Annotated in this window: 14 protein-coding genes; 8 read left to right on the top strand and 6 right to left on the bottom strand. The window is 65.4% G+C overall.

All coding sequences use genetic code 11. The features are described from left to right. Nucleotides 1-61: 61 nt before the first annotated feature. A complete protein-coding gene (locus FJW07_RS09135; protein ID WP_140855916.1) occupies nt 62-1,282 on the bottom strand; it encodes a mandelate racemase/muconate lactonizing enzyme family protein in 1,221 nt (406 codons plus the stop codon). A gap of 109 nt (nt 1,283-1,391) precedes the next feature. Here FJW07_RS09135 and FJW07_RS09140 point away from each other — a divergent pair, with 109 nt between their 5' ends. Genes FJW07_RS09140 through FJW07_RS09155 form a run of 4 tightly spaced genes read left to right on the top strand, consistent with a single transcriptional unit; the run spans nt 1,392 to nt 5,217 of the window. Further along, the gene (locus FJW07_RS09140; protein WP_140855918.1) at nt 1,392-2,186 is read left to right on the top strand and encodes an SDR family oxidoreductase; all 795 of its coding nucleotides are present in this window, start codon (nt 1,392-1,394) and stop codon (nt 2,184-2,186) included. A gap of 7 nt (nt 2,187-2,193) precedes the next feature. After that, nucleotides 2,194-3,042, top strand: coding sequence for a transketolase (locus FJW07_RS09145; RefSeq protein ID WP_140855920.1), 849 nt, complete (start codon nt 2,194-2,196; stop codon nt 3,040-3,042). Further along, nucleotides 3,039-4,028 (top strand): transketolase C-terminal domain-containing protein, encoded by a 990-nt coding sequence (locus FJW07_RS09150; protein ID WP_140855922.1) that lies wholly within the window; start codon nt 3,039-3,041, stop codon nt 4,026-4,028. Before FJW07_RS09145 ends, FJW07_RS09150 begins: the two co-directional genes overlap by 4 nt. Before the next feature lie 7 nt (nt 4,029-4,035). Then, nucleotides 4,036-5,217, top strand: coding sequence for a mandelate racemase/muconate lactonizing enzyme family protein (locus FJW07_RS09155; protein ID WP_140855924.1), 1,182 nt, complete (start codon nt 4,036-4,038; stop codon nt 5,215-5,217). A gap of 62 nt (nt 5,218-5,279) precedes the next feature. Here the strand turns inward: FJW07_RS09155 and FJW07_RS09160 are convergent, their stop codons facing one another. Next, on the bottom strand, nt 5,280-6,320 hold the full coding sequence (locus FJW07_RS09160; RefSeq protein ID WP_140855926.1) for a LacI family DNA-binding transcriptional regulator: 1,041 nt from the start codon (nt 6,318-6,320) through the stop codon (nt 5,280-5,282). A gap of 380 nt (nt 6,321-6,700) precedes the next feature. Between FJW07_RS09160 and FJW07_RS09165 the strand changes: the two genes are divergently transcribed. The 4 genes from FJW07_RS09165 to FJW07_RS09180 all read left to right on the top strand — a co-directional run bounded on the left by FJW07_RS09165 (nt 6,701) and on the right by FJW07_RS09180 (nt 11,158). Beyond that, entirely contained in the window at nt 6,701-7,693 is a 993-nt protein-coding gene (locus FJW07_RS09165) for an ABC transporter permease (protein WP_246680716.1), read from the top strand. 113 nt (nt 7,694-7,806) lie between these two features. Continuing rightward, nucleotides 7,807-8,781, top strand: a complete 975-nt coding sequence (locus FJW07_RS09170) for a substrate-binding domain-containing protein (RefSeq protein ID WP_140855930.1) — start codon at nt 7,807-7,809, stop codon at nt 8,779-8,781. A gap of 83 nt (nt 8,782-8,864) precedes the next feature. Continuing rightward, nucleotides 8,865-10,400, top strand: a complete 1,536-nt coding sequence (locus tag FJW07_RS09175) for a sugar ABC transporter ATP-binding protein (protein ID WP_246680717.1) — start codon at nt 8,865-8,867, stop codon at nt 10,398-10,400. Continuing rightward, nucleotides 10,397-11,158 carry an SDR family NAD(P)-dependent oxidoreductase gene (locus FJW07_RS09180; RefSeq protein ID WP_140855934.1) on the top strand — a complete coding sequence of 254 codons (762 nt, stop codon included), beginning with the start codon at nt 10,397-10,399 and terminating at the stop codon, nt 11,156-11,158. The genes FJW07_RS09175 and FJW07_RS09180 overlap by 4 nt, the downstream gene beginning before the upstream one ends. On the opposite strand, the gene FJW07_RS09185 is transcribed toward FJW07_RS09180, so the two are convergent. The 4 genes from FJW07_RS09185 to FJW07_RS09200 all read right to left on the bottom strand — a co-directional run bounded on the left by FJW07_RS09185 (nt 11,155) and on the right by FJW07_RS09200 (nt 15,698). Continuing rightward, nucleotides 11,155-12,063 carry an aldose 1-epimerase gene (locus tag FJW07_RS09185; protein WP_140855936.1) on the bottom strand — a complete coding sequence of 303 codons (909 nt, stop codon included), beginning with the start codon at nt 12,061-12,063 and terminating at the stop codon, nt 11,155-11,157. The genes FJW07_RS09180 and FJW07_RS09185 overlap by 4 nt on opposite strands. Next, a complete protein-coding gene (locus FJW07_RS09190) occupies nt 12,047-12,643 on the bottom strand; it encodes an SDR family oxidoreductase (protein WP_246680718.1) in 597 nt (198 codons plus the stop codon). Before FJW07_RS09190 ends, FJW07_RS09185 begins: the two co-directional genes overlap by 17 nt. Then, nucleotides 12,640-13,419 carry an SDR family NAD(P)-dependent oxidoreductase gene (locus FJW07_RS09195; protein WP_140855938.1) on the bottom strand — a complete coding sequence of 260 codons (780 nt, stop codon included), beginning with the start codon at nt 13,417-13,419 and terminating at the stop codon, nt 12,640-12,642. Before FJW07_RS09195 ends, FJW07_RS09190 begins: the two co-directional genes overlap by 4 nt. Nucleotides 13,420-13,628: 209 nt before the next feature. Further along, a complete protein-coding gene (locus FJW07_RS09200; RefSeq protein WP_140855940.1) occupies nt 13,629-15,698 on the bottom strand; it encodes an NAD(P)-binding protein in 2,070 nt (689 codons plus the stop codon). Nucleotides 15,699-15,874 lie beyond the last annotated feature (176 nt).

A 15,874-nucleotide genomic window follows, 5' to 3' on the forward strand; every position in this document is an offset into this window, starting at 1 on the left:
GAGCCGGCGAAACGCTCCATCACTTTGTTTTGACAAAGGTCCTGGCGAAAAAAGCCGTGCGCTAGATCCTGGTCATACACACCGTGGCATCAGGCCGCTGGAACAGCTCCGGCCGAAGGCTGAGACCTAGCCCCGCCCCCTCGAGCGGCGCGACACGGCCGTCACTCACCGGTGGAATGTCGGCCACGATCTCGGTGTACCATCCAGTGAAATAGGCGCGCACAGCCTCCTGGTAGTTGACGTTCGGCAAGGTGGCCGACAGCGCGCAACTGGCGGCATAGACGATCGGCCCCGTGCAGTCGTGCAGCGTCACCGGCAATTCGCTGGCCTCGGCCATGTTGGCGATCTTGCGCGCTTCGGAAAGGCCGCCACACCAGGCGAGGTCGATCATGATCACGCTAGCGGCGCGCTTGTCGATAAGCTGCTTGAACATCTGCCGCGTGGCCAGCCGCTCGCTGGCGGCGATCGGGATCGATGTGTGGCGCGCCAACTCGGCCATGGCGTCGAGTTCGTTGTAGCGGATCGGCTCCTCCAGCCAGGCGACGTCATAGGCTTTCAGCGCTTCGGCGATGCGCAGCGCCGGCGGCAGGCTCCAGAGGCCATGCAATTCGACCATGATCTCCATGTCGCGGCCGACGGCGTCGCGGATCTTCTGGAACGGCTCCAGTGCCTTGTCGAGGTCGGCAAGCGAAATGCGGGCGCCGTTCGATGCCTCGGCCGCGATATCGAACGGCCATATCTTCATGGCGCCGATGCCTTCGGATTTCAGGCCTCTGGCGAGGTCGCCGGCGTTGTAGCGCCACGCGAGCAGATCCTCATACGGGCCTTCGTTGGAATCGCCCGATTTGAGCGACCAGTCCTCGCCGCGCTCGAACAGCGCGTTCTTCTTGCTGGCGCGCACATGCTTGTAGCCGGCGCAGGTGTTGTAGATCGGCACGTTTCTGTGCGTGCGGCCGCCCAGCAGCCGCCAGACCGGCTCGCCAAGCGCCTGGCCGTAAATATCCCACAACGCGATGTTGACCGCGGAATTGCCGCGCACCTCGGCGCCGGAATCGCGCGCGCCGACATAGACGCTGCCCAGCGTGCGGTCGTGCAGCTCGATATCGCGGGGATCCTTGCCGATGAGGTAGGGCGCGACATTGTCGTGGATGTAGGAGGCGACAGGCCCCGGCGCCCAGAAGGTTTCGCCGGTGCCGATGAGGCCGGCATCGGTGTGGACGCGAAGCCAGAACAGGAATGGGAACTCCGCTAGCTGCAGCGTTTCAAGCGCGACGATCTTCAATTTTTCCTCCCGGCTCCAACGGCCCGCGAACAGTAGCACAAGCCCGTTGACAGCCATCTATGGATACCGGTATCCATCGCGTCAAGATGACCTTGAGAGGAGGTTTGGCTTGCCTGCTGAAATTCCAGACACGATGACGCAACGGGCGCTTGTCACCGGCGCCGCCGGGGGGCTTGGCCGCGAGGTGGCGCTGCAATTGGCCAGGCGCGGATGCGCCGTGGCCGTTACGGATATCAATGGCGAAGGCGTGACCGAGACGGCCCGGCAGATCGGCCGGACCGGAACGGAAGCCGAGATCATCATCGGCGACTTCACGCTCGAAGGCGCTCCGGAAGCGGCGGTCGAAAAAGTGGTCGCGCGCTGGCGCGGCATCGACATCCTCGTCAACAATGCCGGCTATGGCGTGATCGAGCCCTTCCTCGATGCCACCTTCAAGACCTGGACGCGCACGCTGGCGCTCAACGTCACTGCGCTTGCCATGGCCTGCAAGGCGGCCGGCCGGGTGATGCGCGAACAGCGCTCGGGACGCATCGTCAACATCACCTCGCCCGGCTCGCGCATGGCGCTGCCCGACTACACCGCCTATACGGCGAGCAAGGCTGGCGTCGATTCCATCACCCGCGCCGCGGCGGTCGCACTTGCGCCCTATGGCGTGCTGGTCAACAGCCTGGCGCCGGGCATGATGGACACCGAGATGCAGCGTTCGACCGAGCTCGATCTCGCCCGCGCCAATGGCCGCTCCGATCTGCAGGCCTTCCTCGACGAGCGGACGCGCCGCATCCCGCTCGGCCGCCGCGCCGAGATTTCCGAGGTGGCCGAGGCCGTCGTCTGGCTCTGCCTCGATGCGCCCAAATACATGACCGCCGAGCGGCTCAACATGTCGGGCGGGCTGGACAAGGACTAGGCATCCCATGCTGCGAAACTCTCCTCCCGGCAGCGCCGATGTCGCGGCGCTTCAACGCAAGGCGACGCTGCTGCGTCGCCACATGCTGACCATGGCGCGCGGCCAGGGCCAGGGCTATATCGGCCAGGGCCTCGGCATCGCCGACGTTCTGGCGGCGCTGTATTTCCACGAACTGCGCTACGACCCGCACAATCTGGCATGGCCGGATCGCGACCGTTTCCTGCTGTCGACCGGGCATTACTCGATCGCGCTTTGGGCGGCCCTGGCCGAGGCCGGCATCATCCCTGTCGAGGAACTTGTCACCTATGGCGCCGACGACAGCCGGCTGGAGATGTCGACGCTCGACACCACGCCCGGCGTCGAGGTTATCGGCGGCTCGCTCGGCCACGGCCTCGGCCAAGGTGTCGGCCAGGCGCTCGGGCTGCGCCTCGATCGCTCGGACGCGCGCGTCTTCGTCGAGCTCTCCGACGGCGAGATGCAGGAAGGCTCGACTTGGGAAGCGGCGATGTCGGCCAGCCATTTCGAGCTGGACGGGCTGGTGGCGCTGATCGACTGCAACGGCATCCAGGCCGATGGGCCCGTGGTGCTGGACATGGAGCCGGTGGCCGACAAATGGCGCGCCTTCGGCTGGGAGACGGCAGAGATCGACGGCAACGACATGAAGGCCCTCGTCGACGCGCTGGCCGGCGCGCGCCAGCGCAACCGCAAGCCGAAGGCGATCGTGCTGCGCACCCTGCCCGGCAAGGGCGTGCCGCGCATCGAGACCAGCGAGAAATCGCACTTCTTCCGCATCGACGTGGCGCAATGGGACGGCATCATCGCCGAGTTCGACAAAAGCGTGGGGATGGAGCAATGAGCAGCGGCGGCACGAAAGCCGGACGGACGCTGGCCATGGGCCAGGACGAGGCTGTCGGCGGCGGCCGGCAAAGTGTCGAAGCGCCGTTCGGCCGGGCCCTGGCCAGGCTTGGGCAGAGCCGTAACGACATCGTCGGGCTGACCGCCGACCTTGGCAAATACACCGACATCCTGCCGTTCCGGGATGCTTTTCCCGAGCGCTTCTTCAATGTCGGCATGGCCGAGCAGAATCTGGTTGCCGTCGCCGCCGGGCTGGCCCGCACCGGCAAGGTGCCATTTGCCACCACCTATGGGGTGTTCGCGACACGCCGCGCGTATGATTTCGTCGCCATCGCGCTTGCCCACTCCAACCTCAATGTGAAGATCATCGCCGGCCTGCCGGGATTGACGACCGGCTATGGCGGCACGCATCAGGCGATCGAGGATCTGGCGCTGATGCGCATGATCCCCGGCCTGACCGTCATCGACCCCTGCGATGCGACCGAGATCGAAGCGGCGACGATCACGATCGCCGAACATCAAGGTCCTGTCTACATGCGCCTGCTGCGCGGCAGCGTTCCCGTCGTGTTCGAGCCTGGCTACAAATTCGAGATCGGCAAGGCGCGGCGGCTTCGCGAAGGCTCCGATGTCGGCATCATCTCGACCGGCTTCATGACCGAGCGGGCGCTGGATGCGGCGGAGACCCTGCAGAAACAGGGCATTTCGACTGGCGTCCTGCACGTGCCGACGATCAAGCCGTTCGACGCCGGCGCGGTGGCTGAGTTCGCGTCGGGCGTCGAGCGGATCGTCACGGCGGAAAACCATGTCGCCACCGGCGGCCTTGCGAGCCTTGTCGTCGAGAGCCTGTTCGAGGCCGGCATCGCGAAGAAAGTGACGCGCATCGGCCTGCCCGACCGCTATATCGAATGCGGCGCGGTGCCGACCTTGCAGGCAAAATACGGCCTGACGACCGAGGCCGTCGTCGCGACGATCACTGGTTTGGGTTAGATTCCGCATGAAGATCACCGACATCGAGACCTTTGCCGTCGGCGCCGGCTGGAAGAACTGGCTGTTCGTCAAGGTCCATACCGACAAGGGCATTCACGGCGTCGGCGAAGGCACGCTGAACGGCTTCATCAAGACCACCGAAGCCGGCGTGCATGAGCTCAAGCATCTCGCCATCGGCCAGGATCCGCGCCGCATCAACGCTTTGGCCAAGCGCATGCTGGACAGTGTTTCGCTCGACGGCGGCCACATCCACCGCACGGTGATCGCGGCGATCGAGGTCGCCTGCTGGGACATTCTGGGCAAAGGCCTGGGCGTGCCGATCCACCAGCTTCTCGGCGGGCAGGTGCGCGACAGCGTGCTTGGCTATGCCAATGGCTGGTATCGCACCGAGCGCACGCCGGAGGCCTTTCTCGAAGCCGCGAGGGCCGTTCTGGCGAAAGGCTTCAAGGCGTTCAAGCTCGACCCGTTCGGCACGGCGCAAGGTTTCATTTCACGCGAGGAGCTTGATCTTTCCTACGCGATCTGCCGCAAACTGCGCGACGAGCTGCCACGCGACACGCTGATCCTGATCGACGTACATGCGCGCTTCACCGAGATCGCAGCACTTCAGGCGGCACAGAAATTCGCCGACCTCGACATCTACTGGTGGGAGGAGCCGACCTCGCGCGACCGTCAGGAGACCGTGCATGAGGTGGCGCACCGCTCGCCCCTTCCCGTGGCGACCGGCGAGATGTACGACACGGTCGGCCAGTTCTACACGCTGGCGGCCGGCGGCGGCGTCAACATCTTCCAGCCCGAGCCGATGTCCCTTGGCGGCATCGCGCCATCGATGCAGGTCGCCAATCTGGCTTTAGCCCATGGCAGCCATATCGCGCCACATCAGAGCGGCGGACCGGTGGCGACGGCGGTATGCCTGCAGTTGGCGGCGGCGGTGCCGAATTTCCTGATCCAGGAGCATTTCGACGCCTTCAACGATCCGTGGACCCGCGAGCTGGTGACCTGGCACCCGACCGTCAACCCGGACAATGGTCACCTGTCGCTGCCGCAAGCGCCGGGGCTCGGCATCGATCTCAACCTCGATGCGATCAAGGACCACCCTTACGACCCCAACGCCTATCTCAACGTCCATGCCGAAGGCTGGGAGAAGCGCCTGGGGCGACGGGAAGAAGCGGGGAAACCTGGCCTCTAAACTGGCAAGGCCTCCGTGAGCGACGCCGCTTCGCGGCTGCTCCGCCGGTGCATGACGAAAAACTAGGCGCTTTCACGGTCGATGATCTCGAAGCCTAGGCTGGTGACGGCCGGCACCTCGCCGTCGCCGCCCAGTCTCGCCAGCAATTGCCGCACGGCGCGACGGCCCATGTCGTAGCGATTGACCTTCACCGTGGTCAGCCGCGGATAGAGCTGCGCGGCGAGGTCCATGTCGCCATAACCGGCGATGGCGATCCTGCCGGGCACCGCCCAACCCCGCCGGTGGCATTCCTGCACGGCGCCGACGGCCAGCGTGTCGCTGGAAAAGAAGATGGCATCGATGTCCTTGTGCCGTGACGTGAGCGTGATCAGCGCCTCGGCGCCGCCCTGCGCGGTGATCGGCACCTCGACCTCCATAGCGTCATGGTTCTTGATGCCGAGCTCGGTCAGCGCCGCGTGATAACCGGTGCGGCGCTGTTGCAGGCGGTCATTGCCGTGGATCGGCGTCGAGACGAAGCCGATCCGCCTGTAGCCCTTGGCGGCCAGATGCATGGTCATGGCGTAGGCGGTTTCGAAATTGGAGACGCCGACCACCATGTCGATCGGATCGCGGCCCTTGACCTCGGAGATCTCGACCACCGGCGCGCCGCTGCCCTTCAGCAAGGCGCGCGCCGTTTCGCTTTGCACGAAGCTCTGAAGGATCATGCCGACCGGGCGCCAGCCGAGCAGCGTGCGGATCGCTTTCTCCTCGGCTTCCCGCGTGAATTCGCCCTGCACCAGGAGCATCGAATAGCCGCCCTCATGGCATTCGTCGGACATGCCTTGCACCTGCTCTGCGATGCCCGAATTGATCAGCGGCGGCACAACCGTCCCGATCATGCGACCGTTGCCGCGCATGCTGGAAGCAAGCTGGTTGGGCACGAAGCCGATCTGCTCTATGGCTTCCAGAACTTTGGCACGCGTCTCCGCTGAGACCCTGCCGGGATTGGACAGGGAGCGCGACACGGTTATGGGCGCGACGCCGATGCGTCTCGCGATCTCGCGAACCCCGAGGCGCTGCGACGGTGTGTTTCCGCCAGGGTCGTCCCGTGACCCATCCGTCATCGCCAAGCTCCAACAAAGCACGATGCGCCAAGGGAAAAACCCAGCTCCGGGTCGCACGACCAGAGCATGATGCCGAAAAGGATGAAGCGGTTTTCGGACGACATCATGCTCTATTCTTTGCTTCAGAGACGCATTCAGATTTCAGGTCGAAACGACCTGAAATCATCCGGCTCTGAGCCATTCATAGCGGCTGTGGCGGGCGCTTTCCAGCGACGTGGCCAGCATCGCGCAATCTGTGAAATTTCGTCGTTGACAAGTTATAATATTATAATCTTAATGACGTAGAGGAGTGCGCCGGGATCGGCGTGGGCGCGACAGTGCCGGTTGCGGGGCCGGTGGCGTGCGCCGCCAGGGAGGTCAGGATGGAAAGCGCGGCTGACGTGAGATCGCCGCCCCGGGATGGGCAATCGTTCCGGCGGCGGCTGATCGGCTTCATTGCCATCGGCGAAGTGGGCGTGCTGGCGGCGATGGCTCTGCTGATCGTCTTCTTCTGGCTGCTCGAACCGGCTTTCCTGTCGGAGCGCAACATCCGCGCCATTCTCAACGTCGTGTCGTTTGTCGGCATCATCGCCATCGGCCAGACCATCCTTCTGGTCGCCGGCGAGTTCGACCTGTCCGTCGGCTCGGTGGCCGGGCTGTCCGCGGTCGTCGCCGCCAAGCTGATGACGGCGGCCGCGCTGCCGGTGACCGTCGCCATTCTAGGCGGTGTGGGCGTTGGTGCGCTGATCGGCCTGGTCAACGGCCTTATCGTCGTCAGGCTCGGCATCCCCGCCTTCATCCAGACGCTCGGCATGCTGTTCATCGGCCAGGGCCTGATCCAGGTGGTGACGGGCGGCTACCCCGTCTATCCGCTGCCGGAGGCGATCAGTGCGATCGGCGGCACCGACCTCGCCTTCGGCCTCGGCTGGAGCTTTGCCTTCTTCATCGTCGCGGCGATCGCCGCCGATTTCGTCCTGCGGCGCACCGTGCTTGGACGCAACATCTACGCCACCGGCGGCAACCAGGAAGTGGCGCGCCTCGTCGGCATCGACACCAGCGCCTACAAGATCGGCGCCTTCATCGTCGTCGGCGCGCTGGCGGCGATTGCCGGCATGTTCGTCATGGCCGATCTCGGCAGCGGCGGCACCTCGATCGGCAGCGGCTGGGAACTGACGGTCATCGCCGGAGTCGTGGTCGGCGGCGTCAGCCTGTTCGGCGGCGCCGGCACGGTCGCCGGCGGCGTTGTCGGCATCCTGATGCTGAAGGTTGTGCAGAGCGGCCTCGTCGTCATCGGCGTCAACTCCAACTGGCAGCAGATCGCGGTGGGCGTGATCATGGTCATGGCCGTTGGGCTCGACATTGTGCGCCGCCGCTACTTCATCGCCGGCGCATAGCCGGCCACGAGGAGCAACGAACTCACGCACGGACCATTTCCAAACGCCGGAAGATGACGCGAACAGCAGATCTTACGCCGGCAAGAACGCCGGTGAAGCAAGGGAGGTAGGACATGAAAATCGATTTGAGAAAAGGACTGATCCGCACTGCTTTCGCGGCCGTGGCGGCTGCCACGTCGCTGGGTTCGGCGAGCCTCGCCCAGGCGGCCGACATCCACCTGCTCTGGGTGCAGGCGATGAAGGATCACCCTGTGCACCGGCTGATGCAGGCGGGTTTCCTCAACAAATGCAAGGAGCTCGGCTACATCTGCGAAGTCGTCGGCGACCCGAGCGCGACGAATTGGGACATTCCAGCAACGCTGCCGCTGGCCGAAGCCGCCCTGGCCCGCACCAAATACGACGCGATCGGCGTCTATGGTCCCGATCCGGCGATCTACTCCTACATTTCCAAGCTGGCCAAGGAGGGATTCCCGATCGTGACCTGGCATGTGCTGCCGCCGGAAGGCACGGTCCAGGGGCTGAAGGCAGCGACAGGCGAGGATATTGCCGGCGCCGGCCAGAACGCCGCCGTCGCAATCGGCGAAAAGCTCGGCGGCAAGGGCACAGTGGCGCTCACCCAGGGTGCGTCCAACGATACCGAGAACGCCATGTCGGCCGCTTTCCGCAAGACCATCGCCGAGAAGTACCCCAACATCAAGGTGCTTGACACCCAGATGGAAGGCTTCGAACCATCGGCGGCCGAGGCCAAGGCGGTGGCGATCCTGCAAGGCAATCCGGACGTGACCGCGGCCTTCGGCACCACCGGCAACAGCATCCAGACCTGGTCGGGCGCGGCCCGCAAGGCTGGACGCGACGTCGTCATCATCGGCATGGACTATATCAGGCAGAATCTCGACCTGGTGAAATCGGGCGCCGCCTACGGCATCGTCGCGCAGCCGCTCTATGAAGAGAGCGCCAAGGTTGCCGAACTGCTCGGCGATCTCGCCCAGGGCAAGGCCGTCCCCTACAGCAACCCGCTGCCGGCCAAGGTGATCACCGCCGCCGACCTCGACCCCTATTACAAGATGCTGGACAACGCCGGCCAGTAACGCCCACCGCCGGGTCCGCGGCTTGCCCGGACCCGGCATCCGCCGAGAGGATCGCCTTGCCCAACGCCGCCCAAGAACCGCTATTGTCGGCCACCGCAATCGCCAAGAGCTTCGGCGGCGTGCAGGCGCTGCGCGGCGTGGATTTCGACGTGATTCCGGGCGAGATTCACGCTCTGCTTGGCCAGAACGGCGCCGGCAAGTCGACGCTCGTCAAGATCCTCAACGGCGTGCATCCGGCCGGCTCTTATGCTGGCACCATCAAGCTCGACGGCAGGCCCGTCAGCTTCGCTTCGCCCGCCGACGCGCGGTCGAACGGTGTCGGCTATGTGCCGCAGGAGATCGAAGTGCTCGAGCAGCTCTCGGTCGCCGAGAATGTCTTTGCCGGCCGCACGGGGCTGGGCGACGGCTTCATGGTCCACCAGCGGAAACTGGAACAGAAGGCGGGCGAGATTTTTGCCGAGCTTGGCATCGGCATCGATCCCAGGGCCTATGTCGCATCGCTGACTTCGGCGCAGCGACATCTGGTGATGATTGCCCGCGCCATCGTCATGAAGCCGCGCGTGCTCATGCTGGACGAGCCGACCGCCTCGCTTTCCGGCACCGAGGTCGATGCGCTCTTCAGCGTGCTGCGACGCCTCAAGGCGCAAGGTGTGGCGATGATCTACATCACCCATCGGCTGCCGGAAGTGCTGGCCATCTGTGACCGCGCCACGGTGCTGCGCGACGGACAGGTGGCGGTGCGCATCGCGAGGGAGGATTTCGACGCCGAGACCTTCATCTTCTCGATGTCGGGACAACGATTGCAGCGGCTGTTTCCCGAGCATGCGGCCCCTGCCGGAGCCCCAACCGCGCTGGAGGTTCGCGATCTGACCGTCGCCGGCCACAGCGGCGCCGTCCACGGCGCCAAGGACATCAATCTGTCGGTGGCCGCTGGCGAGATCGTCGGGCTTGCAGGCCTGCTTGGCTCCGGCCGCAGCGAGATACTGCACGGCATCTACGGCCGCGTCCCGGCCACGGGCGAAATCCGCGTCGCCGGCGAGTCCCTGCCGATCAGATCGCCAGGCGACGCCCGTGCCGCCGGCATTGCGCTTCTGACCGAGGACCGCAAGCGCGACGGCCTGCTGTTCAATCTGCCGGTCGGCGCCAACATCACCATCGGCAATCTCGCCCCCTTGTCGCGGCGCGGCGTCGTGCGCGGCGGGCTTGAACGAAGCTCCATCCTGGCCGCCATGCGCGCGCTCAACGTCAAGGCATCGTCGCCGCAGGCTTCGGTCAGCCATCTTTCGGGCGGCAACCAGCAAAAACTTCTGTTCGCCCGCGTGCTGATGCGCGCACCGAAAGTGCTGCTGCTCGACGAGCCGACCAAGGGCGTCGACGCGGCAACCCGGCACGAAATCTACCGGCTCGTGGTCGATCTTGCCGAAAAGGGCGTGGGCCTGCTGATCGTGGCCTCCGAGCTCGAGGAGCTGATCGGTCTTTGCGACCGTTGCCTCGTCGTTGCCGATGGCCGCATCGTCGACGAATTCAGGCGCGGCGAAGGCGGCGAGGATCGCGTGCTGCGTTCGGTGACCACGGCGCAAGCAGAACGCCACGCTTCGCAGGTGCAGGTATTGCCATGATGTTCGCCGGCAAACGCGTTCTGGTTACCGGCGCGGCCACCGGCATCGGCAGGGCGACGGCCGAGCATCTCGTCGCTCAGGGCGCGGCCGTGTTCGGCGCCGGGCTGGATGCCGAGGAGGGCAAGGCGCTTGCCGGCCGTTACGCCGGCGACAAATTGATCTTTCGCAAGACGGATCTCGCCCGCGAAATCGAGGTGCGAGCGGCCGTGGCGGAGGCGACGGAGCGGTTCGGCGGGCTTGACGCCGTTGTCAACTGCGCCGGCATCTATCCGACCGGCAAGCGGCTCGAGGAGCTTTCCGACGAAGACTGGGACAGGACCATTGCCGTCAACCTGACCGCCATCTTCCGTGTCTGCCGCGCGACCTTGCCGCTGCTGCGCGCGGCTGGCGGCGGCTCGATCGTCAACATCGCCTCGGTGCACGCCGATGCCACGGTTCCCGGCGTGCCAGCCTATGCGGCGACAAAGGCGGCGGTCGTTGGATTGTCGCGACAGATGGCGCTCGACTATGCCGTCGACCGCATCCGCGTCAACGCGGTGCTTGTCGGCTCGGTCGCCACCCGAATGACACTGGACGGGCTGGAGGCGGCCGGCGGCGCGGAAGCGCTGGGCCTCTCTTTCGAACCCAACAGGATCGCCCGCATCGCCAACCCCTCCGAGATCGCCAGCGCCATCGGCTTCCTGATCTCGGACGCCTCGTCCTTCGTCACCGGCAGCGCTATGCAGGTGGATGGCGGTCTCCTGGCCCGGCTGCTCTAAGCTGCCCCGGGTGGAAGCGCGAACGGCATGAACGAGACGGCGCCCGCCGCGCTTTCGCCGCGCCCAAGCACGATCACGCCTTCATCCGGATCGCTCCATCGGCCACGGCCGAAAGCGCCTGAGGCATTCGTCTGCGGTTCCAGGCAGAAATAGGGCTTGGTCGGGTTGGCATAGAGCATCAGATGCTTGAAGACGGGATCGGCGGCGATCCGCAATCCGGCGCCGCGCGACGGAAAGCGGATGATCGCTTCGCCGGTCCAGCCGCCGTAGTCATTGTTGCGCCAACCGTCGGGCAGCGGCCCGCCCTTCGCGAAATCCAGTTCGGGCGGCAGCGTGATCGGATCGCCCGAAATGCCTTCGGGCTCTTCGAGATGGAAGCGCCCGGCGCTGAATTGCAGCGTCACGCCGCGATCTCGATCGAACCAGGGATGCAGGCCAAAGCCGAACGGCATGGGAACCGGCCCGGTGTTGGTCAGCGTCATGGTCACGCCGAGACCCTCCTCCGAGACGACGAAGGCCTGCTCGGCGCGATAGGAATAGGGTTCCGCGCCGGCGGCGACCTCAAGCACCAGCGTGGCCGCGGCGGCACCGCTTCCGGTGACGGTCCACGGCTGTTTCCAGCCGCTGCCATGCACGTTGAATGTCTCAGGCGGATTGTTGGGCAGAACCCGCCAGCGCCTTGCCCCGAAGTCGAATTCGTTCCCGGCGATGCGGTTGGCGTAGGGCACCATCGGGAACATGGCGACGCCCAGCACGTTGCCCGCATCGCGATCGTCATCCGAAAGCCGGCGCATGAGATCAACGCCGCGCCAGCGCATCGCGCTGACGCTGCCGCCGATTGCCGGTGCCAGTTCGACATCCAGCGCCCCTGCCCTCAGTGTCAGCGCCTCAGAAGTTGCGCCCATAGCCCGCCGCCCAGCCGCCGTCGACGCCCAGCATCTGCCCGGTGGTGTAGCTGTTCAACGGATCGCAGAAGAACAGCACCGCGACGACCGCTTCCTCGATGCTGCCGGCGCGGCCGACCGGCGTGTGGCTGAGCATCGCCTTGTCGCCCGAAACGAAGGCGTGGTCCTCGACCGCGCCGAAGCCAACCGCATTGACCAGGATTTTCGGCCCGAATTCCATGGCCAGGGCACGCATCCCGGCAAGGATCGACGCGTTCTCCATGGAAAAGCGCGGATGGCGACGCATCGGCATGCCGGCGACCGCCGAGATCAGGAAGACGATGCGGCCGCCGCGCTCGGTCATCGCCATGGCGGCCTTGCGCGCGTCGGCATACCAGGAGCGCGGATCTTCGGCTTTCGTTCCCGGGCGTAGCGCACACGAGATCAGCAGGATATCGGCGGCGGCGCGCGTCGGGACGCCCTCGACGATACGACCGCCATTGGCGCGCAATGCGGCGAGCACCGCGTCGACGATCGCATTGGTTTCGCCGTCCAGCGCGATCGTGGCGCCGGCAAGATCGATTTCCATGGCGGCGCTCACATCATGTATCCCGCGGTCCAGCCGCCATCGACGGCCAGCACCTGGCCGTTGATGTAGCTGGCGGCCGGAGAAGCCAGGAACAGCACCGCCTCGGCGATCTCCCCCGGCTGCGCCGGCCGGCCGAGCGGCACATGGGCGAGGAACTCCTGGGTGCGACCGGCGAACTTGCCGTCGTCGCCGTAGAACAGCTTGGCGGTCAGCGCAGTCATCACCGAGCCGGGCGCGACCGCATTGGTAAGGATCCCCTTGGCGCCCAGTTCGATCGCCATCGACCGCGTCAGATGCACGATGGCGGCCTTGGCGGCGACGAACGGGCTTTGCAGGCGCATCGCGGCAAGGCCGACGACCGAAGCGATGTTGACGATACGTCCACCCCTCCCGGCCGCAAGCATCGGCGCCAATGCGGCGCGGCTCATGATGTAGAGGCCGTCGAGGTCGATGCCGGTGATGCGATCCCACTCCTCGGCAGGAAATTCGTCTATGGTGACGCGGTGCGCCAAGGTATTGACGCCGGCATTGTTGACCAGGATGTCGAGCCGTCCGTACTGCTCGCAAACCCTGGCAATCGCGGCATCGACCGATTGGCCGTCGCGAATATCGAGCGCGCAGGCCCTCGCATTGCACAGTCCGGCCGCGACGCGCTCGGCGCCTGCCATGTCGATGTCCGCGACGACAACCGCGGCCCCGTTATCCGAAAGCCGTTTGGCGATGGCACTTCCGATTGCGCCCGCCGCCCCGGTAACCAAGGCGACCCGATCCGATAAGTTACACCGCATTGCTCGCCGTCATCATCACCCTTCGATATGAAGCTATTATAATAATATCAAAGGTCAAGGAAGTCCCAAAACGGAGCCGATGATATCGGATTTCCTTGGATGACCAGAGCCATTTCAGCCTCGGCACGATCTGCCGACGGAAGCCGCGCGGATCTAGCAAAGCGCTACCGCGCCGGTCGATCGCCTCGAAGGGTCCCAATTGAGCGGCGCTAGCCGTCCGCCAGCGCCGTCACCTCACGCCGGAAAGGCAGCGCGTCACCGATATCGGCTTCGTCCAGCTCGCGGGCGAAGCGATGGCCGGCATAGGTAGCCCAGGCGATCGGTCCCGGCGCTTCCGCATCGCCGATGACCTTGACCGAACGGATGCCATTGTTGGCCCACTCGTTTTCCCGGGCTTTCAGCGCGTGCCAGACGGCGTCGTCCTGATTGCGCGACGTCACCAGGACGACGGCATCGGCGGCCATGTCCTGTTTCGCGCCGGTATAGACGCAGGCCGTCGCGAGGCCGCCCGAAACGATGCTCGTGACGGTCCTGTTGAGGACGATATCGACCCCCAACTCCGCCAGGCGGCGGTGGATGGCCCCCTGCTCCAGCGTGTTGCGGGTCCAGTCCGAGACATAGGCCGAAGGGGTCACCAAGGTCACCTTCGCGCCCTGGCGCGCCATCAGCTCGGCCAGCACGCCGCCCATGTAATAGTGGTCGTCGTCGAACAGCACGACGTTGCCGGAGGGCACCTTGCCGCCCATCAGATCGTCGGGCGTGTAGACCGGCATTGCGGCGTCGATCGGCATCGGCACGACATGGGCGCGTGCCACGCCGTCGCGACGCCAGATCGATCCGGTGGCGATGGCTACGTTCTGGAAGCCGAAGGACAGGATGTCGTCCGCCGACAGCCGGCTCTCGAAATAGATGTCGACATTCGGCATCTGGCTGAGCTGGTACTGCCGGTAGTCGCGCACCCGGCCCCAGGCCGACAGGCCCGGCAGCAGGCACTCGCGCGCCACGCGGCCACCGAGCTCGGTGCCGGCTTCGGCAATGGCCACCTGGTAGCCGCGCAGGCCGAGCGCGCGGGCGGCCTCCAACCCGGCGGGCCCGGCGCCGACGATCAGCACGCTGTCGCTGTCACCCTTGGCCTGCATGCGCTCCGGATGCCAGCCCTTGCGCCATTCCTCCATGAAGGTCGGGTTCTGGGTGCAGCGCGAGATCGACATCGTCATGTCGCCGGTGATGCAGATGTTGCAGCCGATGCATTCGCGGATATCCTCGATGCGGCCTTCCTCGACCTTCCTCGGCAGGAAGGGATCGGCGATCGACGGGCGGGCGCAGCCGATGAAGTCGAGCGTGCCCGACTTGATCATCCTGACCATGACATCCGGCGAGGTGAAGCGGCCGACACCGACGACCGGCTTCGAGGTCAGCTTCTTGACGCCGGAGACGAGGCTTTCCTGCGCCGCCTCTTCCTTGAAGCGCGACGGTCCCGAGCAATCCTCCCAGGCGCCGTGAGCGAGATCCCAGAGATCAGGCAGCTCGGCATGCATCTCGATCATGTCGCGGACTTCCGAATTGGCAAAGCCAAGCTCGCCGATCATCTCGTCCAGCGACAGCCTGAGCGTCAGGCCGCACGTGTCGCCGATCGCGTCGCGCCCTTCCTCGATCAGCTCGCGCATCAGCCGCGAGCGGTTCTCCAGCGAGCCGCCATATTCGTCGCTGCGCTGGTTGGTGGCGGTGGACAGGAAGTGCTGGATGATGCCGAAGCCGTGCGCGCCGTATAGGCAGACCAGGTCGAAGCCCGCCTGCTTCGCACGCTTGAAGGCGTTGCGATGCCAGCGGCGCAAATCGCGAATATCCTCTCTGTCCATAGCGCGGGCTTGCACCGGATCGTTGGTGAAGGTGCGGATCGGCAGGGGCGACGGGCCGCGCGGGACTTCCTTGGTATAGAGGTTGGGACCATTGATGCCGGAATAGGCGAGCTGGACGCCGGCCAGCGCGCCGTGCTCGTGCATGGCCTTGGCCATCTTGGCCAAGGCCGGGATATCGGCGTCATCCCACAGCCTGAGCTCGATGAAGGGCGTGATCTCGGAGGTGTGGTGCATCTCCGTCTGCTCGGTGAAGATGACGCCCCAGCCACCTTCGGATTTCATCCGGCGCATCTCGGCCGCGGCCGACGGATCGCGATAACCGCCGCCATTGCAATGGGGGACCTGGTAGAAGCGGTTCTTGGCCGTCACCGGACCGATCTTCATCGGCTCGAACAGAATGTCGTAGCGTGGGTCGCGCATGGTGCTTCCTTCCTGTCGGCTTGGCGCTGCCGCAGTTGCCGAGACTACTCATAAGTTGGCGCCGGCGCGGGAAAACTATGGATTTCTTCTGTGCGGATTAGGACGCGCCTAATCGCCCTTGCATGGATTAGCCTGCGATGAATCGGGGCTGAGCCAAATGCGACTTCAGGACCGCT

The organism is Mesorhizobium sp. B3-1-9 (assembly GCF_006439595.1).
Lineage (GTDB): Bacteria > Pseudomonadota > Alphaproteobacteria > Rhizobiales > Rhizobiaceae > Mesorhizobium.